This is a genomic window from Sporosarcina sp. NPDC096371 (genome assembly GCF_044762865.1).
In the GTDB taxonomy this organism is placed as follows: Bacteria; Bacillota; Bacilli; order Bacillales_A; family Planococcaceae; genus Sporosarcina.
This window is the reverse complement of sequence record NZ_JBIWFE010000005.1, coordinates 339140-366113: the sequence shown is the minus strand read 5'-3', so window position 1 is coordinate 366113 and position 26974 is coordinate 339140. Positions and strand designations below refer to the sequence as shown.

The window sequence follows — 26974 nt, the reverse complement described above, 5'->3', positions numbered from 1 at the left end:
TCCTGAGCCAGGATCAAACTCTCCATAATAGAAGAAAATGAATAGCTCATTTCTTGCTGGCATTAAATTAATAATGTCATGTGTGTTTCTGTTCACCCGACGGAAATCGTTTTACTTAGAAACGTTTTTGCTTAAATGCACTTGGCACTCTCGCTATATTTCGTTGACGTTTTGCTGTTCAGTTTTCAAGGTTCATGTTGATATTGTTTGTTGTCGTTGCTTCAGTGACAACTCTTATATCATATCATTTCTTGTTTTTCATGTCAACAACTTTTTAAATTTCTTTTTAGTTGTTTTCACCACTTCGAGAAGCGACGTTTATTAGTATAACATCTCTTCTAGAACGAGTCAACACTTTTTTTAAAACTTCTTTTCGAAATCTCATTTTGTTGTTTCTCGCTCCCAGAGGACATGTATTAATATACTACACGACGATATAAAAAATCAAGTCTTTTTCGTAAAAAGTTTTTCTCTCAATTTTTGACCGTCAATTACGAACAGTAATATTCCCGCTATCACAACCAACCCGCCGATAATTTGGGAAGTGACTAAGGTTTCATTAAAGACATAGAACGCCAAGATCGCCGCTCCAACAGGTTCGAATAGGATTGCGATAGATACAACATTTGTACTTACCCATTTGATGGCCCAATTGAATAATGTATGACCAAGCAAATTCGGAATCAGTGCCAGCATGAAGAACCAGAACCAATCAGATCCGGGATACGGCCCGAACGACTCCCCTTTAATGAGGACATAAAAAAATAGCGTGATTGTGCTTATTGAATAAACGACAAACGTATATGTTATAAGAGACAAACGTTTCCGCACATCTTGTCCAAAAAGAAGGTAAGCCGTGATGAGTGCACATCCCGCAAGCGCTAGCATATCCCCATAAAAAGCAGTGCCACTCAATTTAAAGTCTCCCCAGCTAATAATTACGCTCCCTGTAATCGCGATAACTGCGGATAGTATCGTTTTGAATGACAGTTTCTCTTTAAAGAAGAAGTATGTCCCTACAAAAGCGAAGATGGGTTGCAAGGTGACAAGTACAGTTGAACTGGCAACCGAGGTGTAATTTAGCGATTCAAACCACAGAATGAAATGGAATGCTAAAAATACGCCAGCGATAGCAGAGAAAATCCAATCCCTTTTTCCAAGGGTCCAAAGTTCTTTCCTATACTTAACGAGGAAGATCGGCAACATCAGAAGAACAGAGAAGAACATCCGATAAAATGCAATCACACCTGCGTCCGCCGTGGCAAGCTTAACAAAGATTGCCGAAAGGGCTACGGATATTACCCCAATAATAATCGGGATATAAGGATGAATTGCAGGTCTTTCCATTTCGATCACACTACTTTCAATTAAAAATCAGGTTATATTCTTACCGTTTATGGCAATAAGAATAGTAGTAAGTATATCACGATTAAAAAGAAAGGACATCAAGATGTTCAAGGGGGAAGACGAATGAATTGGATTGCGAATGAGGCGATGTATCCCGAAGTATTGATAAAAATTCTTCTTGCGCTTGCATTGAGTTTAGTAATTGGCGTAGAAAGGGAAATAAAGAAGAAACCTATTGGATTGAAGACAAGCGCAGTCATCTCGACTTTCAGTTGCCTGCTAACCATTATTTCCATCGAAGCTGCTTATCTTGTCCCCTCACGCACTGATATTAACGTAACGATGGATCCTCTTCGCCTCGCTGCACAAATCGTGAGTGGAATTGGATTCCTCGGAGCTGGCGCTATTTTACGCAGGGATAATGATAATATTACTGGCCTAACAACGGCAGCGATGATCTGGGGGGCAGCAAGCATCGGAATCGCGGTGGGAGCAGGTTTTTATATTGAAGCTGCATTCACAGTGCTTAGTGTCATGTTCATCATTGAAGTCGTTGCACCCGCGCTCGGCAAATTTGGACCAAAGCGCCTTCGCACAAAGGAGGCTGCCTTTATTGTTGTTTTATCGGATAAAGCAAAAATTGAAGACCTCATTGCCTATTTAAAAACAGAAGGGATGAAAATCGAAAATTTGCGGATCCGGCAAATCACTTGCAATAGTAATCAGTTGCATCATGAACTTGATTTTCGATTGTCTGCGCTACCGAAAAAACCCACAACAAAATTGTACATCGAATTAACTACACTTTCCTATATCGAATCTGTCGAAATAGAGATCTTTCCATAACGGAGGAAAACAATGAAAGAAATATTAACACTCTTAAAAGAAGGGAATAAACCCTCCTTACTCGCAGCAATCGTCAATACCGTTATCGCCATTTTAAAAGCCATCGCATTCTTCCTAACGGGGAATGTAGCTATGTTTGCAGAAATGCTACATTCTCTCGGTGATGCTGCCAATCAATTTTTTGTTTATATCGGGTCCGCTTTGTCCAAAAAAGCTCCAACGCCTAGATTTCCAAATGGATTTGGCCGTATCGTTAACTTAGTTTGCTTAGGTGCCGTCATCATTGTAGCGATTATGTCCTACGAGGCAATTATCGGTGGATGGCATCATATCCTAAACCCCGTTGAATCGAGCGGATTGATCCTTAATCTATCCGTTCTTGGCATAGCAATCATCCTGGAATTTACTGTTTTATTTAAAGCCGGGAAAGAAATTCTGCATGAAGCTGGCATTCAACAAGGTGGCCTTGCACCGCTTACCACAAGTTTCAAGAATCTCAATAAGGCAAAACCCGCGACAAAACTTGTATTCATGGAGGATTTGGTCGCAACCCTAGGCGGCATTCTTGCGTTTATCGCCGTCCTACTTGCCCACTTCTTCGAATTACTCGTTGCAGAAGGGATTGCCTCCATCCTTATTGGGCTCATGATGTTTTACGTGGTTGGTAAAATATTTCTCGAAAATGCTCGAGGTGCAATTGGGGAAACAGATGAAGAGATGCTCAATCATATCGCCCACCTCGTCGCAGATGACCCCGATGTGATAGATATTCAACGCGTTGAAGTTATCAAGGAAGGCGAATTTCTTCATGTCGAAGTGATTGCAGAAGTCGATCCATCTCACACAGTTGCTTATGTTGATGATGTAAGTGATCGACTGAAAGAGCTAATCCTTAAACAAAAAGGAGTGCGAGATGTCCTCATTTCATTCGATGAAGACGATGGCATTTCATCCACTTGGAAGAAGGACCTTTCCCCTGATACCGGAAAGCCATCCAGCCCTAAACTACCTAAATGATAAAAAACGTCGCACTGGTTAACACTCCAGAAGCGACGTTTTCTTATTTCTTATAATGAAGCTTTCAAAATTGCCAGCACATCATTTTTATCCAAACTAACAAAATTACCAAGTGGGCCATTGATGGTAGCTTTTTCAGCCATTAACTCAAGCTTAGAATCATCGATGTTGTAATCGGCAAGTGTCTTCGGTGCCCCGATAGATGTCCAGAACGTTCTAAGATTATCAATTCCTTCAAATGCCATCTCTTCGTCGCTCTTCCCATCCGGATGAACCCCGAACACATTGACTCCCAGTTTAGCAAATCGCGCTGGATTGACTTTCACATTATGGCGCATCCAATGAGGGAACAGTATCGCAAGTCCTCCCGCATGCGGGATATCATAGACTGCTGATATTGCATGTTCAATATCATGAGACGCCCAGTCACCGTTATAACCCATTTGAAGAAAACCGTTCAATCCCCATGTCCCTGCAAATAAAATCGTTTCTCGCAAGCCATAGTCATCTAAGTTTTCAACGAGTTTTGGTCCCGCTTCAACGATCGCACGTAAAACACCTTCACATAACTCATCCTGTACAGGTGTGTTTTTCGCGTTATTGAAATATTGTTCAAAAACATGAGACATCATATCTACAATGCCATAGACAGTTTGATCTTTCGGGACTGATAACGTATAGGTCGGATCTAGAATAGAAAATTGCGGGTAACTGAATGAACTTCCCCAACCATACTTCTCTTGCGTTTCTTCATTTGTAATGACCGATCCTCGATTCATTTCAGAACCTGTTGCTGCAATCGTCAAAATCGTTCCAAATGGTAGTGCTTCTTTCGGAGAAGCTTTCCCCACGACAAAGTCCCATGCATCTCCCTCGTATTTCGCCGCTACCGCAATTAACTTCGTACAATCAATAACAGATCCGCCACCAACTGCTAAAATCACATCAATCCCGTGCTCCTTACAAATAGCCGCACCTTTGCGAGCAGTTGACAAACGCGGATTTGGCTCCACACCCGACAACTCATGTACTTCCATACCTTGATCATTTAGAATCGTCATCACTTCATCATACAAACCATTACGTTTAATACTACCGCCACCATAAACGACGAGCACCTTTTTTCCGTAGCTTGCTAGCTCGTCCGATAACCTATGTACCTGACCTTTTCCAAAAATAAGCTTTACCGGATTGTGAAATACAAATTCATTCATCTAAATGAGCTCCCTTCTCTTCACTTCATTATCTAAAACCTACGACTGTTTTGCAAAATTAACGAACCACGTATGAAAAAAAAGCTACTGGGAATAGTAAATTTAGGAGGTGTAAATAGATGGGAACTGTGCAGAAAATAGCATTAGCAATCACCATTATCGGCGCGCTTAACTGGGGCGTCGCAGGTATATTCCGATTTGATGTCGTTGCACAAATGGCTGGCGGCACCGCCGAACCACTTGCACGCTTTGTTTACCTACTCATTGGTATTTCTGGACTTATCAATCTTGGGATACTATTTGATTATCAACGAAATCGACATGATATCCAGGTGCACTCGCCTAAAGAAGTGTAAAAGGCATCTCCCGCTATAAACGGGAGATGCCTTTTATTTGTTCAGATTATGCCCAACCACGGAAACGAGATGCTTCCGCTGTTTTACGCACACCAATCATGTACGCTGCAAGGCGCATGTCGATGTTGCGTGTCGTAGCTACTGTATATACATTTTCAAATGCATCAACCATTTTTTTCGTCATTTTTTCACGAACTTCTTCTTCAGTCCAGTAATAACCCATGTTATTTTGAACCCACTCGAAGTAAGAAACCGTTACACCACCAGCACTTGCAAGGACGTCCGGAACGAGGAGGATTCCACGCTCTGAAAGGATTTTTGTCCCTTCTGCAGTTGTTGGACCATTTGCTGCTTCAACAACGATTTTAGCTTTGACATTATGTGCATTTTTCTCAGTAATTTGGTTTGCAATTGCTGCTGGCACAAGAATATCACAATCGAGTTCAAGCAATTCTTGGTTTGTAATCGTATTATCGAAAAGCGTTGTAACAGTTCCAAAACTATCACGACGATCTAGCAAGTAGTCGATATCAAGACCTTCAGGATCATGAAGAGCACCGTAAGCATCGGAAATACCAATTACTTTCGCCCCTGCGTCATGAAGGAATTTGGATAGGAAGCTTCCTGCGTTTCCGAATCCTTGAATAACGATACGCGCACCTTTCATATCAATTCCACGACGTTTAGCCGCTTCTTCGATGATGATTGTTACACCTTCTGCAGTTGCACGGTCGCGTCCTTGAGATCCACCAAGTACAATCGGTTTACCCGTTATGAAGCCCGGTGAGTTGAATTCGTCGATTCGGCTATATTCATCCATCATCCATGCCATGATTTGCGCATTTGTGAAGACGTCTGGAGCAGGGATATCTTTAGCTGGTCCCATTACTTGGCTTAGTGCACGGACATATCCGCGGCTTAAACGCTCAAGTTCTCCCATTGACATTTCACGTGGATCACAGATGATTGCACCTTTACCTCCGCCATATGGCAGATCAACAATACCAGCTTTCAATGTCATCCACATTGAAAGTGCTTTAACTTCTTCAGCCGTAACTTCCGGGTGGAATCGAACGCCACCTTTTGTTGGTCCAACAGCATCATTGTGCTGACCACGGTAGCCTTTGAATACTTTTACCTTGCCATCATCCATGCGGATTGGAATACGGACTTCGACCATACGTAGTGGTTCTTTTAAAAGTTCGTACATTCCTTCATCATAGCCTAATTTCTCAAGTGCATCTTTAATGACATCTTGTGTAGACGTAAACAGATTCAGGTTTTCAGTCATTTTAATGGTTCGCCTCTTTGATTCATAATGTTTTCTTTATATACATTGTAACATATTAGACAAGATTTTTGCAGATATTATTCAATTCGCAAAAACTTTTTTAATTCTTTCAAGTGCCCAATCCAACTCTTCTTTTGTAATGATGAGTGGTGGCGCAAAACGAATAACTGTGTCGTGTGTCTCTTTACAAAGCAGGCCTAGTTCTTTAAACGCCTCACAATATGGGCGCGCCGCTTCTGACAATTCTACACCGATAAACAGTCCACGTCCTCTTACTTCTTTAATCGACGGATTATCAATTTTCTTTAACTCTTCCATGAAATAGTTTCCTAGTTCAAGTGATTTCCGCGCTAATTCCTCTTCTTCAAGCACTTCTAGGGATGCAATAGATACTGCACATGCCATCGGGTTACCGCCAAATGTCGACCCGTGCGAGCCTGGATTAAAGACGCTAAGAATTTCTTTATCAGCTACTACGCAAGAAATCGGGAATACGCCGCCGCCTAGAGCTTTACCAAGAATATACATATCCGGTTCGATATCTTCCCATTCACAAGCAAACATTTTTCCAGTACGGCATAGACCTGCTTGGATTTCGTCGGCAATGAATAGAACATTATGTTTCTTACAAAGGTCATGTGCAGCTTTCATGAAACCTGCTGGTGGAATAACGATACCCGCTTCACCTTGAATCGGTTCAATAAGGAATGCTGCCGTATTCGGAGTAATAGCAGCTTCAAGTGCTGCAATGTCACCGTACGGAATGAGGTCAATACCTGGAAGCATTGGACCGAAGCCACGCTTGTATTCAGCCTCAGATGATAATGAAACAGCCGTCATCGTACGACCATGGAAGTTACCGATACAAGCCACAATTCCCGCTTGATCTTCAGCAATCCCTTTGACATCATAAGCCCAACGACGCGCCGCTTTGACAGCTGTTTCGACAGCTTCTGCGCCCGTGTTCATCGGTAATGCCATTTCTTTGCCAGACAGTTCACAAATCTTCTCGTACCACGGACCCAGTTGGTCGTTGTGGAAAGCACGTGAAGTAAGTGTCACTTTATCGGCTTGGTCTTTTAGCGCTTGGATAATTTTCGGATGACGATGCCCTTGGTTAACAGCGGAATAAGCAGATAGCATATCCATATACTTATTACCTTCTGGATCTTTCACCCACACACCTTGTGCTTCTGAAATTACGATTGGTAGTGGATGGTAGTTATTAGCACCAAATTTCTCTGTCTGTACAATCACTGTCTCTGATACTGTCATGCGTATTCCTCCCCTTGTTTGGTTATGTAATAGCCAGACCTATCACAAGGATAGGCCTGGCTTCCTCTCATTCCTGGAACATCTAGGCAGACGCCCTACGCTTTTCTTAAAACGTCTCTGAAGTTGTTTTACCTTGCATATGAAGTTGCAAGTAGTCTGGTCCGCCTGCTTTTGAGTCCGTACCTGACATGTTGAAACCACCAAATGGTTGGTAACCAACGATTGCACCTGTGCAATTACGGTTGAAGTACAGGTTACCTACGTGGAAATCTTCACGTGCTTGTTCGATGTGGAAACGGTTATTTGTAATGACCGCACCAGTTAGACCGTAGTCTGTGTTGTTAGCAATTTCAATTGCTTCCGTGAAGCTTTTCGCTTTAGTGATACCGACAACTGGGCCAAAGATTTCTTCTTGCATCACACGCGCTTTTGGATCAAGATCCGCAATAACTGTTGGTGCAACGAAGAATCCTTTTGAACTGTCGCCAGTTCCGCCCGCAATAATACGGCCTTCTTCTTTACCAATTTCAATGTAGCTCATTACTTTATCGAATGATGCTTGGTCGATAACAGGACCTGTGAAGTTAGATTGTTCAGCAGGATCTCCGTATGTCAATTCTTTCGTCAATACTTCAACGCGTGCCACAACTTGGTCGTAGACATCTTCGTGAATTACTGCACGTGAACAAGCTGAACATTTCTGACCGCTGAAACCAAATGCAGATTTAACGATAGATTGTGCTGCAAGCTCAAGATCTGCATCGTTGTCGACAACGATTGTATCTTTACCGCCCATTTCAGCAATCACACGTTTCAACCAAATTTGGCCTTCGTTGACAACTGCAGCACGCTCATAGATGCGTGTTCCAATTTCACGTGAACCCGTGAAGGAGATGAAACGCGTTCTTGGGTGATCAACTAGGTAGTCCCCAACTTCAGCGCCTGATCCAGGAATGTAGTTAACGACACCAGCAGGCATACCTGCTTCTTCAAGCACTTCGATGAATTTGTAAGCAACAACAGGAGTTGTCGATGCTGGCTTCAATAGAACTGTATTACCAGTTACAAGTGCTGCCACTGCTGTTCCAGCCATGATTGCAAATGCAAAGTTCCATGGAGAGATGACAACGCCCACACCAAGTGGAATGTAGTCAAAACGGTTGTACTCGCCTGGACGGCTTTCAACTGGAATACCATCTTTTAATTTAAGCATTTGACGCGCATAGAATTCTAGGAAGTCGATTGCTTCAGCTGTATCTGCATCCGCTTCGTTCCAAGGCTTTCCTGCTTCTTTTGTCAAAAGTGCTGAGAATTCGTGTTTACGACGACGAATGATTGCAGCTGCTTTGAATAATACATCCGCGCGGAATTCAGGTTTTACTTTTTTCCATGTGTTGAATGTTTCATCCGCAACTGTCATTGCTTTTTCAGCAAGGTCTCTGCTCGCTTTAGAAACAGCACCAATAACTTCTGCTTTGTTTGCAGGGTTAGTAGATACTAATTTGTCTTCTGTCATGATGCGCTCTCCACCGATAATAAGTGGGTAGTCTTGACCAAGGTAACCTTCGACTGTTTTCATAGCCTCAAGGAAAGCTTGTTTGTTCTCTTCTACGGTAAAGTCTGTGAATGGTTCGTGTTTATATGGAATCATGTTGTTCCTCCTTTTGTAGTAGAACGCAAAGATTATTTGCACTTAGTAATTGATTACATATATAATAATGCAAAAGATTGTTGCAGATTTCAAGTGTTATTCATTATTTGTACACAAAAAATTTATTGGACGGTGGTTATTTTGAAAAAAATCGATGAATCACTCCTCCCATTTTACATGTTTGCAGTCGACCACGCCGCGGTTGGCATCCATGCCATCGACAATAATGGTCGGACTGTTATCTATAATGACAAGATGAAAGAAATCGAAGGCCTCGCACTCGAAGACGTAGGTGACCGTTCGATTTTGGAGCTGTTCAATTTTGAACAGCAAGAAAGTACACTGTTACAGGTATTGCAAAGCGGCAAAGAACAATTGAATGTAAAGCAGACATATTGGAATAGAAACGGTACCGAGATTACAACCATCAATGATACATACCCCATTTACAATGAGACTAATCTTATTGGTGCTATTGAACTTGCCCTTGATGTGACTGCTCTCGAAAAGTTCGTACTTCAGCCTTATCGGAAAAATAGTGATCCCGTTACATTTGGTCAGATCATTGCGGTCTCCCCTCCTATGAAAGCAGTCATTTCAACTGCCAAAAAAGCAACGCGTGCAAAATTGCCCGTTTTGCTGATTGGTGAATCTGGTACGGGTAAGGATCTTATTGCGGAAAGCATACACAATGAATTGTCGCCTTCCAACGGACTATTCTATACCCTATTTTGTCATAGTTCAGACCCTATTCTTATCGAGCGCTTAAGCGAAGACTTAAATGATCCGGGGCCATTTACATTGTTTTGTGAAAGAATTGATTTATTGTCGATTCCATTGCAGCAAAAATTACTTGCCATACTCAGAAAAACGTCTTCAAGTAACCGCCAATTCATCGCGAGTATCGGAGATGATCCCGTGGAGCTAATCGCCTCGGGGGCTTTGTTGAAGGACTTGTATTATTTCTTTTCATCATTCACGATTCGAATCCCCCCTCTGCGAAAACGCAAAGAAGATATACTGCCGTTCCTTACTGCCTATTTAATGCGGCGCAGTGAGCGGTATGGTTCATTACTGCAAGGAATTTCATCGGAGGTAGAAAATCTGTTTCTCAGCTACAATTGGCCAGGGAATATGCGGGAACTCGAATTTCTACTAGATGAAATTTCTTCACTCGTTACACAGGAGACCGTCATCACATATGACATGCTCCCTCTTCATTTTCGGATGAAAAGTAATGAGATGTCCGATGACCCTATGCAAGCGGCGGACTTTATCGTCCAACCGAATAAAGAATTACTACCTCTTGACCAATTTTTACGCGAGGCAGAAGTATATTACTTGCAAAAAGCCATGAAACTGAATGATGAAAATGTCACAAAGACCGCGAACGCATTGGGAATGAGCAGACAAAATCTACAGTATCGATTGAGGAAAATAAAAAAATGAGGAACTTGGCTGCGATGCCTAAGTTCCTCATTTTTTGTTCTAGCACACATAAAATGTGTCAGTTCCACTTATTGTCTAGCCTCTACCGCCTAGGCGCTTCCGCTTGGGCCCACACGATGTGGGTCATGTAGCCGAGAGGGATTGAACTACATCCCTCTTTGTTACGACAGGACGTCGCGCTCTTAGGCTACGTTCCTCTTATTGCCCCGATTTTTCAATCCAGTCTTGAAGTTTGTCTTTCAATGAATTAAATCCATCTGCATCACGTTCATTGACACGTGCTTGCAGTGTTTTGCGTGGATTATCATCTTTACGTATGGATTGTGGTGCTTCTAGTAACGCACGAATAGACAGGCTAATTTTCCCTGCTGATTCGTCAACTTCTAGCACCTTCACGTTTACTTCCTGCCCCACAGTAAGAAACTCATGAATATCTTTCACGAATCCGTAGGTTATTTCAGAAATGTGGACCAGCCCTTGTGTCTCTTCATCAAGTGCAACGAATGCACCATACGGTTGAATCCCTGTTACTTTGCCGGAAAGCTCTTCTCCAGCCTCATATTTTCTTGCCATTTGAAACAGCTCCCACTCTATTTTCGATATCTTATCTGCCGCCGATAAGGCCACCAAAATTATACCATGATTAGGGATGCTGGGCAAAAAGTTGGCTGAATAGTTCAACTGATTTTAAAACAAGCCTACAGCAGATGCATTCACTTCTCCCATATCAGTTTTAAAGACTACCTTCTTCGATAACAATGGATTCTAGTTGCCAGACGTTATCTTCCGCATAGGTCATCCAGACATTGTAATACATTTTGCCATTGCGCTCGAATTCAATGGGTACTGTTCGTGTGCTTCCATCATCCATCAACATTGATGAATCATACGAGATGGCGTCTGTGATATCCAATAGAGCAATCTCTTTCGACTTAAAATCTTGTAAACTTGAAACGCGCGATGCTGGATCCGTTAAATGCCACATCACAGCTGGGTTTTCCTTATCATTTGCATAGTAAAATAAACCAATGATCACTAATGGGTTAACATTTTTCAAAAGGTTTCTATCATAGGCAATCGAAAATTCGTCGTATAAATCGGCAACCTCACTATCTAATTGACTGTTTGGAAGTGAATAAGTCATCTGATCATACATTCCCGCAAATGGTTGCTCTTCATATCTCTCCAAATCTCCGTTTACCGCAAAGGAATAAGCTTCATTAATTTGCCAGTTACCCATTGAATCCCGAAATTCAGAGTGTTTCCAACCCGAAACTTCCATCTCTTCCACAATCCTCGTCATGATGACGCCCACTCCAGAATCTGGACCGAGTGATGCTAGCTGCTTCCAAGCGCTGCGATGCACGTCAGTAATTGAACCATCACTACTTTTGAATTCCTCAATAGTTCTTCCTTGCAGCATCGCATCAAGGAGACTCAACATAGTCCTTTCCATCGAATGACCCATCCATCCGTTCCGCCTCGCCGCCACAACCGTTCGTTCCATTTCTTCGATTAATTCAATGGTTTCATCAAGTGAATAGAAAAGTTGGTCACCCAATAGAAACGGTGCTTTCTCGTATTCTGTAAGGGAGCTACCCGCCGATTCATGTAGCGCAGCACGAAGCTTCGCGATGAATTCACTATCTTCATTGCGCATCACAACTACATCCTCCAAATAGCGATCAATATTCTGACTAGACAGTGCCTGAATCGCCTCGATCGTCTCTTCGGAATATACATCTTGTTGTGACGCAATAGCTTCTGCATCAAACGTTCCCGTTCTAAGCGCTTCACGAAGCTTGTCGTAGTCATTAGCATATAATTCGTAAAGTGAATATCTAACCCCATCTACTTTCATTAGATACACTTCGGCAAACATCATACTTTGTGCAGCATCATCGACAAGTGGCGCTGCAAATAATTCGTCCGCCAGCTCAGACGGTAACTTCATCGCTTCAGTCAGCTCGAGCATCCAAGCCTCCGCTAGCTGACGATCGATTTTTTTACCTTCTTGATTTTTATCTTCTAGCTCTATTAGTATGTCTTTAAATCGTTCTTGAGCGATCTGGATAAAATGAATTCGTCCAAATACATCATCACTTACACCCAAAATCTCTTGCTTGACGGAAACGCTCTCGGCAAATTCTTTCTCCAGTCCTTCGATATACTTACGATCCGACCGAAGTTCCCAATCTTCACTGGTAAAATATGTACTCCCCACTAGACCCACTAGTAGTACTCCAAGGATAATGGCCGTTACCCATCCTCTTCGCCCGAACTTCTTCCGCTCTTTTACGATTGGCGCATATTCCTGCCTATGTACATTGTCCGCATGAAAGAGTATCGGGAGGCGATCGTACGATTTACCTAGAAACTCAAAACGTTTTTCAACAATGTCCACTGACGGATTTCCAATTGCTCCTCTTAGTAACTCTTTCGCGGCTTGAATCGTTGACTCTACTTCCCCCACCGGAAGAGTCATCATCTCAGCAATCTCTTCGATGCTACATCCGTGGAACACATGCAGAGTAAGTGGGACACGAGCGTTTTCAGCTAGCATTATGATTTTTGAATGAAAATCGGCGTCTTCCTCGAATGTAAAGGGACTGACAAGCATTGGATTCAGCTGTTCAATATGTCTCAGCTTTTCCAAAGCTACTTTATAAACAGCTAGCTTGCCTTCTTCCCTTTTCTCCACATCTTGATACAAGTCACGAAACGTTTCCTCCGCCATTTGTGCGGCTTGCTCGGGCGAACAGCCATACTGAAATGCAAATCGTTCGATAGCACGTGAATTGCGATCCATCCACTCTTCAAATCCAGCAATCTCATCTTTCATACTATTTCCCCCTCCCCAACAACAAACTATCTATTCCCACTATACCAAACCGAACAGCAAAGAGTTCGGTTTGTATGGGTATTCGTTTACAGACAAAAAGGTTACCCCAACATGCGGGATAACCTTTCTTTACTCGACTCATTGCATAGGTAGATAATTAACGCGCCAGCTACTCCCCGTCTGCGTCATAGAAAAATACTGTGTTTTGCTGTTATTAGGATCGTGTTCAGGATGTAGCGTCAGTGTAGCAAGCCCACTCCAATTGCCATCTTCCCCTTGCTGCTCATTTGCTTTGAATGAAATCGACGTATACATTTCATCGAATTTGATGCTTGGACTTAAAGCCGCCTCTTTGATGAACGTTTCCTTGTCGACGGGTGGTCCAAACTCTCCTTGGACATACAACGAATACTGTGTTTCATAATCACCAATCTCTCCTGCGTAAAAATAGAGCCCGACAATCACCGTTGCGTCTACTTCATATAAATCATATTGATAATTAGCTTTTGTATATAGTTCATACTCTAGAAGGACACTTGCCATAAACTCCTCATCAATCGGTGTTTCCGGCGTACGATCTGTGGATGGTAACGGTTTTAACCACCCCATAAATAATTCCCAATTCTGTTTGTACCCCCATAAAAAAATAAAATCCTCGGATGTCCCATCGTTACGAATCATTTGAACAGAAGCGCTAAGCGAAGTACCACTTTGTGTCACGGATTCTGCGGAAAATACGATTTGCTCCGTATCCTTAAAAAGCGACCTACCTTTGCGCCAATTCGCAACGTACCCCTCCAACGTATAGTCGTTTAAGCCAACGACGATCTCATCACTCTGCGTTAAATAATACATTGTTTCAGGATCATCCATATCATTGGCATAATTAAATACGCCTGCAAAATAAATGAGTGAGTACCCTTTAAAAACAGTCTTATCATGAGAGGTCTTAAATTGCTCATACAGCGATTTTACTTGTTGTTCAAAATCACGATTTGGCAATGTAATTGTCTGGCTAGCTATTTCTGCCAATCCATCATGGTCGATACCTCCAGGCTGCCCGGTTCTCGCAAGTGCCAACGTGACATAAGCGCGCGTATCAGGATGAAAATTAGACTTTACCTTGTCAGCCAGCCTTGGCGCATAAAAATGTGGCGAAATCTTCCCAGTGTTCCAATCCATCGTCAGTTCGATATATTGCTCCTCCATCGTATCAATGATATTTTGAAGTTCCTTCGGAAATGTATCGGGACTTAGCATCATCACTTTCGCTTTATCGGCAGTAGGATCCATTTCATAGTCTTCAATCGCCTGTTTATTTTCCACCAAAATTTCATCATAGACACCGATGAGACTACTTACTTTTCCGAAAAACGAATCGAGATAAGCTAAACTCGCTTGTTCATCCTCCACTAAAGACTGATCAGCGATATTCTTCATCATGTCGGATGGTAATGCCAAAGTCGATCGTGCACGCTCATAGTCCGCTTTTGCTTGTTCTTTGTCGTCGGCAATTTTTTCAATAATCGTATCTGCGTCCTCCACGAACGCCAACTTGCCAAATTTGTCCTCTTCTAACTTCAAAACATCCCGTTTCTTTTCACGCTCTACGGCATAGCCCTTTTGGAGTTTTTCGACATATTCAGCTCCAGCTAGTTTTTCGTTATGATCAGCGACAAACAAAGCCGTAATTATACCGAACAACAATACACTGGCAACGCCGACACCCCAAGCAGTTATCGTACGTCTGAGCGATCCTTTTTTCTTACTAGAAGGTTCCTTCTTCCCCGACTTATTCGTCTCCTCTTCAATTTTCTGGAGTACTTCATCAGGATCAAATGAAGAGGGTATCCGATCATAGGACGTTTTTAAAAATTCCATCCGTTTGTCGAAGTTATCATTCCCCATGACTCACGCCTCCCTGGTTGTCTATCGCTTTTTTCAATCCGTCTTTCGCTCGATGTAAACGTGTTTTCACAGCGGATAATGTAATGTTCAAGACATCCGCAATTTGTTGATAGGATAAATCTTGAAAATAGTACAAAATCAGTGGTAATCTATATTTCTCATCTAGCTGGATAATCGCTTCGTGCAATTCGCGATCCTCTTCAAATAATAGAACTTGAATCTCCGCCGAATCTTGTGCGGTGACGTGTGTATGGTCGACGGCCTTCTGTTGTTTATCCCGTTCACGATTTTCTTTCCGGTAATAATCGCGCGCCGTGTTCAACGTGATTTTATACAGCCATGTCGTGAAGCGGTCTTGATTGAATTGATGCAAAAACCTGTGTAATTTGATGAATACTTCCTGCGTCACATCCGGTACGTCGTCAAGTTGCACGCCACATTGATAGGCAAATTTCTCAACCGTACGATAATGTAACTTCATCAGCTCCCCATAAGCGACCCGATCCCCTTGCTGCGCTTTTTCAATTAAGTCGATTTCGTTCATGTTTCCCCCCGCCTTCTTGCTTCTGTAGATGATACGAAACTTTGTCGTAATTTGTTTCACAAATAAATTAAAAGATTCTGGACTCGAAGGCTTGTGGAATACCCCTTTAGCATTCAAGTTAATTCGTGTACAATGAATGAATCTTTGACTTACTTCAGAAGATGTCTCCAATTAGGCCTCGGTGTAATGGATTAAAAAGAAAGAGTGGTCATTTTATGAAACAACGAGATCAATGGACGTCCAAAATCGGATTCGTTCTCGCTGCCGCTGGTAGTGCGATTGGACTCGGTGCCATTTGGAAGTTCCCTTATATGGCGGGGACAAATGGTGGTAGCGTCTTTGTCCTTCTCTTCATTATTTGTACAATTGCGATTGGACTTCCAATCTTACTTGCAGAATTCGTCATTGGACGGAGAGGACAGGCCGATGTGGTCACGTCTCTCAAAAAACTAGCCCCTGGACGAAAGTGGTATTTGTTCGGCTGGATGGGATTGGCTGTATCCTTTATCCTACTGTCATTTTATAGTGTCGTGGGTGGATGGATTCTGTCGTACTTAGCACGCGCGTTTACCTTCCGATTAGATGTAGCAGATCATAGTGAATACTTCAATTCTATCATTGCCAATCCACTCGAAGTGTTACTGGCTCAAGCTCTATTTATGGGGTTGACCATTTGGATTGTACAAAGTGGGATTCGTGGTGGTATTGAACGAGCAAGCAGATGGATGATGCCGCTGCTGTTCATATTCTTCATCGTCCTAGCAATTCGTTCATTAACATTAGACGGGGCTATGGAAGGTGTTCGTTTCTTATTTGTGCCGGATTGGTCTTATCTTACAGGGACGACTATCTTAGTGGCACTTGGACAAGCGTTTTTCTCATTAAGTGTCGGAGTAACCGCCATGATGACGTATGCGTCTTACTTACCGAAAGAAGAACGGTTGGGACAATCCGCTGTGAACGTTTCAATCTTGAATATCGCTATTTCACTATTAGCGGGGCTCGTCATTTTCCCGGCAGTATTCGCCCTTGGGCAATCGCCCGCTGAAGGACCTGGACTTATTTTTGTCATCCTGCCAGCGATTTCCAGCCAAATTCCATTTGGCAATGCGTTCATGATCCTGTTTTTCATTCTAATGCTGTTTGCCACACTGACGTCATCCATAGCGATGCTAGAAATTGTTGTATCTACTGGTATTCGCCAGAAGCATGAACATAGAAGAAAAGCTGCTTGGCTATTCGGGATTCTAATCTTCATCGTCGGAATTCCGAGCGCGTTATCATTTGGTGTTTTGTCCGATGTACAAATTTTTGGCAGTTCCATTTTCGATTTCGCTGATACATTGACGAGTAAAATCGGGATGCCACTCGGTGCACTTTGTGTGTCCTTGTTTGCAGGTTTCGTCTTAACGAAAGCGCAAACAGACGAAGAGCTACGCATGCACCCTGTCATGAACACGCTTTGGAAATTCCTTGTCCGATACGCAGCACCTGCCGCAATCGTGATTATTTTCATTACTTGGATTGTCGAGATTCAATCTTAATATCGCGAAAGCCCCATGGAATTTAATCCATGGGGCTTTTATAAACTAGGTATGAGATAACATAGGAAAAATCAGCTTGTTCTGTTGAAACAGCTCACTGTTATCAGCCATTACCATAAGCGTAGAATCTTCTTCTTTAAAAAGACTAACCTCATACTTTTCACTATTAATGGGCATAAATCGTAGAATAGCCTCTACAGTATCCTCTAACGCCAATGCACGTATCACATCGTCGATTGCGAAAGTCTCCGTTGCCAAAATATCAAACAAGATTAGCTTATTCTCTTCATATTCTGCAACAGCTATTGCGTTTAGTTCTTCTATATAGAAAAGATTTTCTTTCACGCTGAACAAATCAAAGCAATGACTATAAAACATCACTAATCCTGCATTATTCTGCATGGTGATGTCAAATAAGGCAACTGAATGTTTTGCCGTTTCATACAGCAAATCACGGTCACTGTCGCTAGCCATATCCATTTTCCGGACAGCATAAGGGCTTTGGATAGGTGTGACTGTTGTGGAAGCCTGATATTCATCCACAGGAACAAATCCGAACTTCGGATAAAAATCCAGTACACTATCATTGGCATAAAGATAAATCATATCGCCGTGATCTTTCCATTCCACCAAAACCTTCTCCAACAGCACGCGACTCAGCCCTTGGTTGCGATACTGTTCATCTGTCATGACTGTACCCAGCTGAACAAATCGTTTCTTTTCCCCCAGGACCATAAAATCAATGACACTGACGGTAATATGAGAAACAATTTTATCGTCATCCAACAGCGAATACAACAGACAATTCTCTCCCCAATAACCACTGTTATACCATTTTTCAAAATCAAAGTTGTACACTTGCTGAGTCAACGCATTAAAACTTTTCCGCAACTTGTCGTCATGCTTGTAGTTGGAAATCAATATATAGTTTTTACCGTTAATGATTATGTTCTCCATAGTAGCCCCTCCATGTTAATCAACTAAAGAGAGTATAGCCCATTTACATAACTCGAAAAAACCTCATACTAATTTGATAAAAGAAAATAAGCCAATGCGGTTTATCATCGCATTGGCCTACTTTTCTCTTTGAGTATGATTCTTTGAATACTTTTTAACGACAAATAGTATTTTTCAGCCAAAGTCGAGGTATGGATTCCCTTTAAGTAATCTGCATAGATTGTAGCATTCCTGATATCTAACTCCCGCCTCGTAGTCGTTCCTGATCCCCAAGGCTTTTTGTTTTCTTCTTTTTTAGGTATATAAATAGATTCCCCATCAACATATTGTTGTATTAACTCTACCAACTCTGCTGGCAGAAGATGATTTGCTTTTTGATAGCTCATTGTTGCACTCCTAAAATCGTTATTTTTCTTTTAGGAATAGCAAAAGCCATTATTTTATTGTGCAATAGCCTTTGCTATGCAACGTGAATTACGTCTCTTCGCATAAAAATCAACCCTCCTTTACATTTATGCTTATTATATATCACCCACATTATACCACTGTATAAATCAAGCAAAGGCGGATGCAAAAAAAGTTTTCTATTCCAACTCACCCACTTTAATATAAAAAGCTACGTCTGTTGATTAACCATTTACTTGCATAAATTGTAGGTAAGCAAAGGCTTGAAACCACCATTTTCACTGGACTATTTCCGGTTCGCTTTCGCCGAAATATTTACGACATCATTACCGAGGAGGAGTGTGTTTCTTCCTTACTTTAGCAAGGTTTATGCATCTTATCATAGGAGAAATACACTACAATTCGTCCTGTGAAGTCCTATTGAAAGGAACACTTCCTAAAATGAAAAAGGAAAGGCCCATGGCGAAGGCATCAGCGGCCAAAATTGTATCTTTGGCCGCTTCTCTCCTAGTAAGAAGCCCTCTATTCCCCGGTTCCAAAAAAGCATTGGCACTTCGTGTATCTACGCTTTTGGAGAGCGAAGGGTGAACAACCACCATACGATTACCGGAAACATGTATAGGGATGCGACGAAGTCGCATCCCTATACATAAAAAATAGCACGGTAATGGTATAGAAGTTGTTCAATCCAAAGCAATCAAAAAAGCAATTTTAGACGGAGTACCTAGTATTTAATTAATTTTTACTTGGTTAATTTTAGTTAATCAAAAAGTGTGATAAAAAGCCATACCTACACGTTCTTAGGTATGGCTCAACTTATCAGACGATACACTTCGCCTCATATTTAATGGCTAACAACTTATATGAAATTTTCATGCATTTTTCAATGGGAATCCACAACTGATACGTATGTTCATAGATCTCACGTATGCGTTTAGCAAGGTCTGTCGGATGATCGAGACGATGCAGTTCCGAAACAACATCAACAATTTCGAGTTCATAGGCTTTCGGTCCCGCTTCAAATGGATCCCATTGTTCTAGAAGGTAAATTGCCTTTTTATTCATTTCGATTGTTTCCACGATAAGCCACCTTATTCTTCTTTAGTCTCATTTATGATAGCATAGTAGAGAAAAAAGGAAAGTAGGGATACTTGTGAATATTTTTGAACAGGTCGTTGAACGTCGGAAAACCCGCTCTGTCAAATGGGACATGATGGATAAGATTTATGGCATTGAAGACACTTCAGATATTCTACCTATGTGGATTGCCGATATGGATTTTGCTGCACCTGAAGCAGTGACCCAAGCTTTGAAAGACCGCATTGACCATCCTGTTTTCGGCTACTCCTATATGTGTGAAGGCTGTAAAGACTCTCTCCGCATTTGGTTAGCCGAACGCCACGGCTGGGAAACGAATAACGACTGGATGCTATTTCATCATGGGGTTGTTCCAGCCATTGCATCGGTCGTTGAAACCTTTACTACAGCAGGAGACGGTATCCTTGTCACTTCACCGGTTTACCCACCGTTTTTCCAAGTTCCAGAACGTCAACAGCGTACGATCGTTGACTGCGCAATGCAAGAAGACAACGGAACTTATTCGATTAATTTCGAGGAATTTGAAAAATGCTTGCAGCAAAACGTTAAACTCTTTATCTTATGTAATCCTCATAATCCTGGCGGCATCGTCTGGAAAGAAGACGAGCTACTAGAAATCATCAGACTTTGTTCGAAATATGATGTTCTTATTTTATCCGATGAAATCCATGCTGATCTTGTGTTCCCAGGCAATACGCATATTCCGCTTGCTACACTTGCTGGAGACGAAGCAGGACGTATTATCACATGCGTAGCACCAACAAAAACGTTTAATCTTGCAGGTGTCCAGGCTGCCGTGATGATTGCAACAGATGAAAGTGTGCGGGAGAAACTGACGTTAAATGCGATGATGCATGGACAGATGGATCTAAGTCCATTTGCAGCAGCAGCGTTTACCGCCGCCTACCAAGAGGGTGGCCCATGGCTTGCAGAATTACTTGAAACTGTTTCCGCTAACATGAACTATGCTATTCATGAGCTGACGTCAGCGATCCCTGGCTTAAAAATTGCGAAACCACATGGTACATACCTTCTTTGGATTGATTACCGCGAGACGGGTCTTACTGAAGAAGTCATCATGGACAAGCTGTTGCATAAGGGTAAACTTGCTCTTGATCCGGGGTCAAAATACGGCGAAGCAGGACGAGGCTTCCTGCGTATGAATGTAGCCACACCACGTTCACTCGTAGAAGAGGGCGTTCAACGCTTTATCACTGCGATGAATGACTAACAAGAAATTCGATAACCACTAATGAAACTACACCCCAATTGTCAGGATATCACTAACAATTGGGGTGTAGTTCATCTGTGGATGAAATTGTTTTTAACTTGTATTCACTAGTAGACATTCACATCTTATTAAGCTCCCCGCACCATTTTAAGGAGCATATGCGCCAATGAATGTTGTTCTTCTTTAGATCCAGATTTCCAAAGTTCCAGTAACACATGCTCTTCCCTATTCCGTGGTTCTTCATGCTTGGCGAGATAATTTGCAACTAACTCTGTAGTTTTAGCAAGCTTCTCTTCACTCAATCCCATGTTTTCCCCCAACTCGACTTTTTCAGCGAGATACTGCTTGAATTGATTGAAGTTTTCTAAAATCTCACCTTTTGTTTCATCGCTAATCTTAGCTAATTCATTTTGCACTTTATCCTTCATATCCACTAAAATCACTCCTTTTTTGGTTCACTCAGTACTCTGCCCTAAAATTTATTTTGAATCCGAGAAAATATATCCTTCGTTAGAAAATTGACTTCACGCACTATGATGAGGTGTATTTGATTTTTAACAATTGTAATTGTTCCAGTAGACAAAAAAATCCGCCTCCCTTTTTCAAGGAAGGCGGATAAACTTCATACGTTGTTTTTTACTTGTGCATACGCTTCTAACGCACGCCCCCTGGCAAGTGAATGATCTATGATAGGGAGTGGATACGTCTCCCCAAGTACGACCCCGGCTTCTAACAGTACATCTACGGGTGCTTTCCACGGTTCATGGATATACTTTGAAGGGATTTCTGTAAGCTCGGGAATCCACTTGCGAATGTAAAGGCCTTCTGCATCAAACTTTTGACTTTGTATGATTGGGTTGAATATCCGGAAATACGGTGCCGCGTCGATTCCTGAGCCAGCCACCCACTGCCAGCCCATTGCATTACTTGCCGCATCAAAATCAGCGAGGGTTTCTTGAAACCACTCCGATCCTTCAACCCAGGAAACAAGTAGATGTTTGACTAAGAAAGAAGCAACAACCATACGAACCCGATTATGAATTGCACCCGTCTCCCATAGTTCCCGCATACCTGCATCGACAAGCGGATAACCCGTTAAGCCTTTTTGCCATTTTGCCAACTCTTCATGAGCCGCTAGCCATGGAAATCCTTTAAATTTTTCACGTAAAGGTTCATGGAGCATTTTTGGAAAATGAATGAGCTGGTGATAAGCGAATTCACGCCATATGAGTTGCCTCAGAAACGCTTCGATGGATGTTCCGTTAAATTCTTCCGTTTCCTCATTGTGAAGTCTTTTAGCTGAATGCCAAACCGACCTAACACTAATATCTCCCCATGCTAAATGAGGCGATAACAATGAAACCGAATGGGCGGAGGGGATATCACGGTCCACAACGTAACGGCTAAGCCCTTCATCCACAAATTGTTGCCACCTCGTAATAGCACCCTCTTCACCCGGCTCCCAGTATGTATGAAATTTTTCATACCAGGTGTTTTCTGATAACAAACCAAGCCCTTCCACTTGTAAAGATGGAATTGCCTCATCGTATGGAACCATATTTTCCGGTATCGGAAGTGGACGATTGACAGATTCACGCATCGTTCTTTTCCAAAAAGACGTAAATACCTTATATGGGTCATTTTTTTGGTTCAATAAATCACCAGGCGGGAACAACAAGCTTGACGAAAATGAACGAACTTCACTTACGTACAAAAGCAGGTTTTTAGTAATCACACCATCTCTCCTACTTATGGAAGGCTCATATCGCTCGCCAAAAAAGACAGCATCCGCTTCCGCTTGGTTACATATTAAGGTGAGTTGTTCAAAACTACTGCCTCTTCTTAAAATGAGGGTTAAACCATGCGATTTCAGCTTTTCTTCCAACGCTTTCAAAGAATGATGAAGCCACCATCGAGCCGCTTCGCTTCTTGCGTATTCTCGTTCCTCTTCCTCTGACCAGATGAAAACAGGAATGATAATCCCTTGTTGAGCCGCTTCCCATAACGCTGCGTTATCATGCAAGCGTAAATCTTTTCTAAACCAAACGATTATTTTTTTCAACTACATCTCATCCTTCGCATCAGTTAAGAGTAGTATGTCCCATTAAGTCAATATTCTATGGTCGCATAGGTAAAAACGTACACATTCGATTTGACTGTTCAGTGGATTTTAGATGATTCTTAAATTTCTTTTCGAGTCAGTCATCTCTATGCGTATGATTCATTTTATGTTTCTTGAATAAGTACACCATCCGTCATTTTGTATACCTTGTCAAAGTAACCTATCAGTCTAATATCATGTGTCACGACAATAGTAGTGGTGTTTTTGTTCTTCGTTTCATTTTTCAATAGCTCCATTACCTCATAAGCCCGATCTGAGTCTAGCGACGCTGTTGGTTCATCTGCCAAAATAATAGAAGGATTACTGTACAATGCTTTGGCAATTGCCACGCGTTGCCGTTCCCCTCCGGACAAATCTGCTGGATATTTAGTTCGTAAATCACCAATCCCCAAATCTTCATATAGCTCTTCAAGTTGGGATTTTGTCATATTCCCTTTTTTTACTTGATCCAATAGTTTCAACTGATTGGCCACCGTCAGAAATGGGATAAGGTTTGAAGCCTGTAAAATGAACCCAATTTCCTTTAACCGGATTCTCGAACGCTCTTTCTCGTTTAAATCCGCTAGATTCTTACTATTAATGATGACAGCACCTGAAGTTGGTGTCAGAAGCCCACCAACAATCGTAAGGAATGTACTTTTACCCGATCCAGATGGACCTATAATTGCAATTAGCTCACCCTTGTACGCAGTGAAGTTTGTTTCCTTCAGGGCTTCTACTTGTTTATGACCCGTGCCAAATGTTTTTTTCACTTGTATTAATTCTAATACTGACATCTTTTATCCCCCTATCGCTTTCAATGGATCGATTCGAACAATTGTAAGAACGGAGAACACCGCTCCCATTATAGCGACGACTATCAGAACAATTCCGTAGACGAGCATCGTTATAAGATCGAAAGCTACAGGTACTGCACTAGGTAAAAATGCACCCGTAATTAAAGTCAACACAAAACCGACAGCTACACCTACTGCAGCTAATAGGAATGTCTGTGCAATGACTGAACGAGACAGATAGCCATTCGAGATGCCTTGTGCTTTCATCACACCGAACATGCTGATTTTTTGGACAGTCAAAACGTAAAGGAAGATGGCTACAATAACCGCTGAAATAGCGAACAAGAAATAGATCATAAAGTTCAGTGTCAAACTCTGTTCCGTGTAGCCCGGTAAACTGCGTATAAACGTTTCAATTTCAATTAATTCCAGTGATTCATTTTGAGTAATTGCTGCTGTACTATCACCACGAACGACGATTCCATTTATACTTTCTTTATTTGCATCAGCCGCTTCACCGTATTTCACACGATGAAAAGTAGACAAATCACCATACAGAACTGGAGCTGCATTAAATCTGGCTTTGTCTGTGAAACCTACTATCGTTAGGACTTCTTCAGACGAAGATAAGTGCAATGTATCGCCTACTTTAAATCCTTCTTCTTTTAATGCATCACTTGCGATTACTTCATTGTCTTTAGCAAACACATCGCCTTCCGTCACTTCCGGCATAATGAATTCATCTTTGTTTATCCCGAAAATCGACACATTTGTCTTTTGATCACCATTACCGGCAACAGCATTTAATTGGCCAATGACAGCCATTTCTTTAGCACCGATATCGTTTGCATCTCCAATTGTTAGTGACGATTGGTACATACTCTTATCCGATTCCTCTGTCAATATGATTGCAGTGGCTTCCCATTTATCGACCGATTCGCGATTCAAATTTTCCAAGCCTGTCGCAAGTCCGGATAGAAAGAATACTAAATAAGATACCAGCATTAATACACCAATGATCAATGTAAAGCGTAATTTATTTTTCTTGATTTCATTCAAGGCTAAAAACATATTTTCACTTCCTTTTTATAATTGTAAAGCTGTTTGATGAAGGCTGCCCGCTGTCGTGCTACCTTTTTCGTAGCATTTCAAGTCAATAAACTTCACAAAAATCAACATCTAGCTTTCCCTTTTTTCTGTAGATTTTATTTCTTCTACAATCATGCGCACCATCACTTCTTGTATTTGCTAAAATGTGCCCATCGAACATACCGATGATGTAACTACTTAATAATCTCTTCAATCGTTCTACATTCGTCCGTTAATTATTAGTCCAAGAGAAGTAACCTCTAATACCTATTCATAAATTACAGACCTCATGTCTAAGGCTGTAAATCCTATCAGCTCCATCTGTTTTTTTCTGGATATGTATGCAAATCGATTTTCGTTATGGGCAATGATTGCGCTAGCATGTTGGATGGCTCTGATTCTTCCACATTATTCCTTATCCGTTTTATGAGTCTACCAAAAAATGTTCCGCCATTCATTACAGTTCAATTATACCTATTTTCTAATTCCATTATTAACAGAGTAATAATCTGTTGTCAAACCATTGTATATAGTTTACAACAAAACGTTATACACAAACACCTTTTGTTATATACTAGTTTTACATAATTCAATATGTAGATTAGGAAGATATTTCACAGATATAATGGAATTTGAGTCCGTCTATTTCAAATTGCATGGCAGTAAATGAAGGCCTATTGTAGTCCAGATAGAAAATGTGGATGTTGTAGGAGAAGGCTTTAATACAATAGAAGTGTTTGAACAATTAATGCCTAATTTTATGAAGTTAAAAATGAAATTTGTACAGGGGGTTCTGTAAATCCAATTAAACAAATTGGTGCTGTTCCTCTCGCTGGAGGTATTGAACAAAGAGAAAACTTTGAATGGCTGAAAGTGGTTGGATACGAATTATTCCAATGCTGCTTGTTTGGAAAGCTTGAACCTATACACGAGGAAGTTTCTTTGAAGTCGATACAGGTTTGGTCACACACTTTTTGTACAACCTTCGAACTACAACATTGTACAAAGCACCCAAAATCCTTATACTTACACATGGACTTATAGTTTGCCGAAAGGATGTCATAAACAACATGTCTTCAACAGATTTAGATGGAATGTATCTTATTCAACAAGTTTCAGATATGACTGGATTATCAAAACAAGTGATCCGCAAATGGGAAGAACGTTATCATCTAGTACAACCAAAAAGACTGGAAAACGGCTATCGTATATATAGTGAAGTAGATATAAATTTTCTGCTAAGCGTCAAAACTCTCTCTGAACAAGGACATACCGTTAAGCGTGCTGTCGAGATGACAAAAGCAAGAAAGATTGTAGTAGATGCTGTGCCAGAACCTCCCCAATCCCTTCAACATCCAGCAATCCTTAATGATTATGTCTTTCAACTTCTAGAAAAAGGAGCACATTGCGATGAATTAGAATTACATTTAGTATTACAAAAAGCTTACCATTCTTACGGATTAGATGTTTTTTTGACATCCGTCATCGTCCCTTTTTTAAAAGAGGTGGGAGACAGATGGCATCGTAAGGAATGGAATGAATACCAAGAGGCTGTCTCTAGTCTTGTCACACGTGACTTTTTAGTGCAAATTCGTCGTAACTATCAATGCCGTGAAAATGCGTCTTTAATCGTCGGAGCTTGCCTTCCTTATGAACTGCACGAAATCCCTTTACACATACTTCTATTGCAATTTATGCAGAAAGGCTGGAGAACAATGCTTGTTGGTGCTTCCCCTGCTCCTGGCTCTATTGAATTGCTTGTAGAAAAATTGAAGCCAGCTAAAGTACTACTATCAGCAACAACAACGGCTCCATTTGAAAATGATCCAGACTTACTAAAGAGGTTAGATCAGTTCGCTGTAGACAACAAACACATTGATTTTTACTTAGGCGGTACAGGTGCACTTGCCTACACAACGAACAAAAAACTTCGAGCAATACACGTTACAAACTCAATTGAAGAAACCTTACGCTAATCACATCAAAAAAGTACCAGCATCTAGCGCTGGTAC

23 protein-coding genes are annotated in these 26974 nt (G+C 41.5%); 7 read left to right on the top strand and 16 right to left on the bottom strand.

Features of this window, described 5'->3' with window-relative positions; genetic code table 11:
* Window positions 1–444: 444 nt before the first annotated feature.
* Entirely contained in the window at window positions 445–1347 is a 903-nt protein-coding gene (locus tag ACIQ0H_RS15590; RefSeq protein WP_403416510.1) for a DMT family transporter, read from the bottom strand.
* A gap of 123 nt (window positions 1348–1470) precedes the next feature.
* On the opposite strand from ACIQ0H_RS15590, the gene ACIQ0H_RS15585 reads away from it, so the two are divergent.
* Window positions 1471–2193 carry an MgtC/SapB family protein gene (locus tag ACIQ0H_RS15585; protein WP_403416508.1) on the top strand — a complete coding sequence of 241 codons (723 nt, stop codon included), beginning with the start codon at window positions 1471–1473 and terminating at the stop codon, window positions 2191–2193.
* Between the two features lie 12 nt (window positions 2194–2205).
* Window positions 2206–3210, top strand: coding sequence for a cation diffusion facilitator family transporter (locus ACIQ0H_RS15580; protein WP_403416506.1), 1005 nt, complete (start codon window positions 2206–2208; stop codon window positions 3208–3210).
* A 50-nt stretch (window positions 3211–3260) separates the two neighbouring features.
* Here the strand turns inward: ACIQ0H_RS15580 and ACIQ0H_RS15575 are convergent, their stop codons facing one another.
* A complete protein-coding gene (locus tag ACIQ0H_RS15575; protein ID WP_403416504.1) occupies window positions 3261–4424 on the bottom strand; it encodes an iron-containing alcohol dehydrogenase in 1164 nt (387 codons plus the stop codon).
* Between the two features lie 119 nt (window positions 4425–4543).
* On the opposite strand from ACIQ0H_RS15575, the gene ACIQ0H_RS15570 reads away from it, so the two are divergent.
* Complete coding sequence (locus tag ACIQ0H_RS15570) at window positions 4544–4780, top strand: DUF378 domain-containing protein (RefSeq protein ID WP_403416502.1); 237 nt, start codon at window positions 4544–4546, stop codon at window positions 4778–4780.
* Window positions 4781–4826: 46 nt separating this feature from the next.
* On the opposite strand, the gene ACIQ0H_RS15565 is transcribed toward ACIQ0H_RS15570, so the two are convergent.
* The 3 genes from ACIQ0H_RS15565 to pruA all read right to left on the bottom strand — a co-directional run bounded on the left by ACIQ0H_RS15565 (window position 4827) and on the right by pruA (window position 8997).
* Window positions 4827–6071 (bottom strand): Glu/Leu/Phe/Val family dehydrogenase, encoded by a 1245-nt coding sequence (locus ACIQ0H_RS15565; RefSeq protein WP_403416499.1) that lies wholly within the window; start codon window positions 6069–6071, stop codon window positions 4827–4829.
* 81 nt (window positions 6072–6152) lie between these two features.
* Window positions 6153–7346 carry an ornithine--oxo-acid transaminase gene (locus tag ACIQ0H_RS15560; RefSeq protein WP_403416497.1) on the bottom strand — a complete coding sequence of 398 codons (1194 nt, stop codon included), beginning with the start codon at window positions 7344–7346 and terminating at the stop codon, window positions 6153–6155.
* A 106-nt stretch (window positions 7347–7452) separates the two neighbouring features.
* Entirely contained in the window at window positions 7453–8997 is a 1545-nt protein-coding gene (pruA, locus tag ACIQ0H_RS15555) for an L-glutamate gamma-semialdehyde dehydrogenase (RefSeq protein WP_403416494.1), read from the bottom strand.
* 141 nt (window positions 8998–9138) lie between these two features.
* Between pruA and ACIQ0H_RS15550 the strand changes: the two genes are divergently transcribed.
* Window positions 9139–10446 carry an AAA-type ATPase lid domain-containing protein gene (locus ACIQ0H_RS15550; RefSeq protein WP_403416492.1) on the top strand — a complete coding sequence of 436 codons (1308 nt, stop codon included), beginning with the start codon at window positions 9139–9141 and terminating at the stop codon, window positions 10444–10446.
* A 198-nt stretch (window positions 10447–10644) separates the two neighbouring features.
* Here the strand turns inward: ACIQ0H_RS15550 and yugI are convergent, their stop codons facing one another.
* From yugI to ACIQ0H_RS15530, 4 genes are all read right to left on the bottom strand, one after another.
* Window positions 10645–11019 (bottom strand): S1 domain-containing post-transcriptional regulator GSP13, encoded by a 375-nt coding sequence (yugI, locus tag ACIQ0H_RS15545; protein ID WP_403416490.1) that lies wholly within the window; start codon window positions 11017–11019, stop codon window positions 10645–10647.
* 160 nt (window positions 11020–11179) lie between these two features.
* Complete coding sequence (locus tag ACIQ0H_RS15540; protein ID WP_403416487.1) at window positions 11180–13288, bottom strand: RNA polymerase sigma factor; 2109 nt, start codon at window positions 13286–13288, stop codon at window positions 11180–11182.
* A 138-nt stretch (window positions 13289–13426) separates the two neighbouring features.
* Window positions 13427–15196, bottom strand: a complete 1770-nt coding sequence (locus tag ACIQ0H_RS15535; RefSeq protein ID WP_403416484.1) for a hypothetical protein — start codon at window positions 15194–15196, stop codon at window positions 13427–13429.
* Window positions 15186–15740 (bottom strand): RNA polymerase sigma factor, encoded by a 555-nt coding sequence (locus ACIQ0H_RS15530; RefSeq protein ID WP_403416482.1) that lies wholly within the window; start codon window positions 15738–15740, stop codon window positions 15186–15188. Before ACIQ0H_RS15530 ends, ACIQ0H_RS15535 begins: the two co-directional genes overlap by 11 nt.
* A 215-nt stretch (window positions 15741–15955) precedes the next feature.
* On the opposite strand from ACIQ0H_RS15530, the gene ACIQ0H_RS15525 reads away from it, so the two are divergent.
* A complete protein-coding gene (locus tag ACIQ0H_RS15525) occupies window positions 15956–17284 on the top strand; it encodes a sodium-dependent transporter (RefSeq protein WP_403416479.1) in 1329 nt (442 codons plus the stop codon).
* 45 nt (window positions 17285–17329) lie between these two features.
* Here the strand turns inward: ACIQ0H_RS15525 and ACIQ0H_RS15520 are convergent, their stop codons facing one another.
* The 3 genes from ACIQ0H_RS15520 to ACIQ0H_RS15510 form a co-directional block, all read right to left on the bottom strand.
* Entirely contained in the window at window positions 17330–18241 is a 912-nt protein-coding gene (locus ACIQ0H_RS15520; protein ID WP_403416477.1) for a GNAT family N-acetyltransferase, read from the bottom strand.
* 104 nt (window positions 18242–18345) lie between these two features.
* Window positions 18346–18627: a CD3324 family protein gene (locus ACIQ0H_RS15515; RefSeq protein WP_403416474.1), complete on the bottom strand. Its 282-nt coding sequence runs from the start codon at window positions 18625–18627 to the stop codon at window positions 18346–18348.
* An 838-nt stretch (window positions 18628–19465) separates the two neighbouring features.
* Entirely contained in the window at window positions 19466–19726 is a 261-nt protein-coding gene (locus ACIQ0H_RS15510) for a DUF1871 family protein (RefSeq protein ID WP_403416472.1), read from the bottom strand.
* A 73-nt stretch (window positions 19727–19799) separates the two neighbouring features.
* Between ACIQ0H_RS15510 and ACIQ0H_RS15505 the strand changes: the two genes are divergently transcribed.
* Window positions 19800–20975: a MalY/PatB family protein gene (locus ACIQ0H_RS15505; protein ID WP_403416470.1), complete on the top strand. Its 1176-nt coding sequence runs from the start codon at window positions 19800–19802 to the stop codon at window positions 20973–20975.
* A 128-nt stretch (window positions 20976–21103) separates the two neighbouring features.
* Here the strand turns inward: ACIQ0H_RS15505 and ACIQ0H_RS15500 are convergent, their stop codons facing one another.
* The 4 genes from ACIQ0H_RS15500 to ACIQ0H_RS15485 all read right to left on the bottom strand — a co-directional run bounded on the left by ACIQ0H_RS15500 (window position 21104) and on the right by ACIQ0H_RS15485 (window position 24944).
* Window positions 21104–21403 carry a DUF3243 domain-containing protein gene (locus ACIQ0H_RS15500; RefSeq protein ID WP_403416582.1) on the bottom strand — a complete coding sequence of 100 codons (300 nt, stop codon included), beginning with the start codon at window positions 21401–21403 and terminating at the stop codon, window positions 21104–21106.
* Window positions 21404–21597: 194 nt separating this feature from the next.
* Complete coding sequence (locus ACIQ0H_RS15495; RefSeq protein WP_403416467.1) at window positions 21598–23037, bottom strand: cryptochrome/photolyase family protein; 1440 nt, start codon at window positions 23035–23037, stop codon at window positions 21598–21600.
* A 164-nt stretch (window positions 23038–23201) separates the two neighbouring features.
* Entirely contained in the window at window positions 23202–23873 is a 672-nt protein-coding gene (locus ACIQ0H_RS15490; protein WP_403416464.1) for an ABC transporter ATP-binding protein, read from the bottom strand.
* 3 nt (window positions 23874–23876) lie between these two features.
* Window positions 23877–24944, bottom strand: a complete 1068-nt coding sequence (locus tag ACIQ0H_RS15485) for an ABC transporter permease (RefSeq protein ID WP_403416462.1) — start codon at window positions 24942–24944, stop codon at window positions 23877–23879.
* A 1088-nt stretch (window positions 24945–26032) separates the two neighbouring features.
* Between ACIQ0H_RS15485 and ACIQ0H_RS15480 the strand changes: the two genes are divergently transcribed.
* A complete protein-coding gene (locus ACIQ0H_RS15480; protein ID WP_403416459.1) occupies window positions 26033–26938 on the top strand; it encodes a MerR family transcriptional regulator in 906 nt (301 codons plus the stop codon).
* Window positions 26939–26974 lie beyond the last annotated feature (36 nt).

What these genes read in the sequence shown, in the direction of transcription:
- ACIQ0H_RS15480 (WP_403416459.1), top strand. Translation starts at nt 26,033, where the DNA reads ATGTCTTCAACAGATTTAGATGGAATGTATCTTATTCAACAAGTTTCA.
- ACIQ0H_RS15560 (WP_403416497.1), bottom strand. Translation starts at nt 7,346, where the DNA reads ATGACAGTATCAGAGACAGTGATTGTACAGACAGAGAAATTTGGTGCT.
- ACIQ0H_RS15570 (WP_403416502.1), top strand. Translation starts at nt 4,544, where the DNA reads ATGGGAACTGTGCAGAAAATAGCATTAGCAATCACCATTATCGGCGCG.
- ACIQ0H_RS15530 (WP_403416482.1), bottom strand. Translation starts at nt 15,740, where the DNA reads ATGAACGAAATCGACTTAATTGAAAAAGCGCAGCAAGGGGATCGGGTC.
- ACIQ0H_RS15585 (WP_403416508.1), top strand. Translation starts at nt 1,471, where the DNA reads ATGAATTGGATTGCGAATGAGGCGATGTATCCCGAAGTATTGATAAAA.
- ACIQ0H_RS15565 (WP_403416499.1), bottom strand. Translation starts at nt 6,071, where the DNA reads ATGACTGAAAACCTGAATCTGTTTACGTCTACACAAGATGTCATTAAA.
- yugI (WP_403416490.1), bottom strand. Translation starts at nt 11,019, where the DNA reads ATGGCAAGAAAATATGAGGCTGGAGAAGAGCTTTCCGGCAAAGTAACA.
- ACIQ0H_RS15590 (WP_403416510.1), bottom strand. Translation starts at nt 1,347, where the DNA reads ATGGAAAGACCTGCAATTCATCCTTATATCCCGATTATTATTGGGGTA.
- ACIQ0H_RS15535 (WP_403416484.1), bottom strand. Translation starts at nt 15,196, where the DNA reads ATGGGGAATGATAACTTCGACAAACGGATGGAATTTTTAAAAACGTCC.
- pruA (WP_403416494.1), bottom strand. Translation starts at nt 8,997, where the DNA reads ATGATTCCATATAAACACGAACCATTCACAGACTTTACCGTAGAAGAG.
- ACIQ0H_RS15540 (WP_403416487.1), bottom strand. Translation starts at nt 13,288, where the DNA reads ATGAAAGATGAGATTGCTGGATTTGAAGAGTGGATGGATCGCAATTCA.
- ACIQ0H_RS15520 (WP_403416477.1), bottom strand. Translation starts at nt 18,241, where the DNA reads ATGGAGAACATAATCATTAACGGTAAAAACTATATATTGATTTCCAAC.
- ACIQ0H_RS15575 (WP_403416504.1), bottom strand. Translation starts at nt 4,424, where the DNA reads ATGAATGAATTTGTATTTCACAATCCGGTAAAGCTTATTTTTGGAAAA.
- ACIQ0H_RS15580 (WP_403416506.1), top strand. Translation starts at nt 2,206, where the DNA reads ATGAAAGAAATATTAACACTCTTAAAAGAAGGGAATAAACCCTCCTTA.
- ACIQ0H_RS15525 (WP_403416479.1), top strand. Translation starts at nt 15,956, where the DNA reads ATGAAACAACGAGATCAATGGACGTCCAAAATCGGATTCGTTCTCGCT.
- ACIQ0H_RS15485 (WP_403416462.1), bottom strand. Translation starts at nt 24,944, where the DNA reads ATGTTTTTAGCCTTGAATGAAATCAAGAAAAATAAATTACGCTTTACA.
- ACIQ0H_RS15490 (WP_403416464.1), bottom strand. Translation starts at nt 23,873, where the DNA reads ATGTCAGTATTAGAATTAATACAAGTGAAAAAAACATTTGGCACGGGT.
- ACIQ0H_RS15515 (WP_403416474.1), bottom strand. Translation starts at nt 18,627, where the DNA reads ATGAGCTATCAAAAAGCAAATCATCTTCTGCCAGCAGAGTTGGTAGAG.
- ACIQ0H_RS15500 (WP_403416582.1), bottom strand. Translation starts at nt 21,403, where the DNA reads ATGAAGGATAAAGTGCAAAATGAATTAGCTAAGATTAGCGATGAAACA.